This is a genomic window from Streptomyces phytophilus (assembly GCF_013870535.1).
Classification (GTDB): Bacteria; Actinomycetota; Actinomycetes; order Streptomycetales; family Streptomycetaceae; genus Streptomyces; species Streptomyces phytophilus.
Window position 1 is genome coordinate 1 of sequence record NZ_JACBXC010001591.1, and the last position, 1,192, is coordinate 1,192.

At 75.3% G+C, this 1,192-nt stretch carries 1 protein-coding gene; it reads right to left on the reverse strand.

Translation table 11 applies throughout. The features are described from left to right. On the reverse strand, positions 1–1,177 hold a 1,177-nt coding region (locus H5J30_RS34465), incomplete at its 3' end, for an FG-GAP and VCBS repeat-containing protein (protein ID WP_181791748.1). Positions 1,178–1,192: the final 15 nt, after the last annotated feature.

A 1,192-nucleotide genomic window follows, 5' to 3' on the forward strand; every position in this document is an offset into this window, starting at 1 on the left:
CCCCCAGCCGGCCCGCGGCGGGGGTGCCCAGCGCGGACTTGCCGTAGTACGCGGCGCCCGACGCCGACACGCCCTGGCTGCCGCTGTCGAGCTGGAGCAGGGTGCCGTCGTAGGCGTCCTCGCCGATCACGCCGATGACGAGGTCCGCCCGCCCGTACCCGGACAGGTCCGCCAGCACCGCGGACGAGCCGAGCCGGTCGCCCTTCTCGCTGACCCCGCTGATCCCCGCGGTGTCCTGGTGGTACGCCTTCGGCGAACCGGACGCCGTCGACAGCCCCGCGGAGCCGCCGCGCAGCAGCAGGGACGTGCCGGCGTCGGCGCGGTTGGCGCCGTCGCGCGTCATGTCCTCGCGGTAGACGCCGGCGAGGACGTCGGCGTAGCCGTTGGCGTCCACGTCGCCGACCGCGACGGAGAAGCCCATCGCGTCGCCGGCCTCGGACGCGCCCGGCACCGAGCCGGTGCCCTGGTGGACGATCTGCTTGCCGGTGGCGGTCAGCCCGTTCGCGGAGCCCTTCAGCAGCGTGATCTGGCCGCCGGTGTTCGCCGCGGACTCGCCCGCGAAGGGCTGGCCGACGACGAGGTCGGCGTAGCCGTCGCCGGTGACGTCCCCGGTGGCCACCGAGCGGCCGCCCGGCACCCCGAGGTTCGCGGTGGTGTCCAGCCCGACCGAGGTGCCGCGCAGGATGTCCAGGCGCGCCTTGCCGCTCGGGTCGCGGTAGGTGATCGCCGCGTCGTCGTAGCCGTCGCGGTCGAAGTCGCCCACGGCGGCGTCCTGGTAGCCCACCTTCTCGTACGGGAACGAGTCCTCGCGGCCGTTGCCGTTCAGGTCGTGCGTGGCCCACGCCTCGGCGCCGACGCCGAGCACCTCGTCGCGGCCGTCGCCGTCGAAGTCGCCGGCGGCGACCGCCGAGCCGAACTTGGCGCCGGTCGGCGAGAAGCCGTCGCCGAGGACGAGGTTGCGGCCGGAGTCCAGCCCCGGGCCGTACAGGACGGTGATCACGCCGGCGTCGGCGTGGCCGGTGGCGTCGTCCTTGTCCGGGGCGCCGACGAGGAGGTCGGCGATGCCGTCGTTGTTGACGTCGCCCCACTCGGTGTCGGTGCCCCAGGCGTCGCCGGCCGCGGCCGTGCCGGGCACGCCGGTGCTGTTCTGGGTGATGCTGCGCTTGGCGCCCGCCACGGGGCCGTTCTCGCC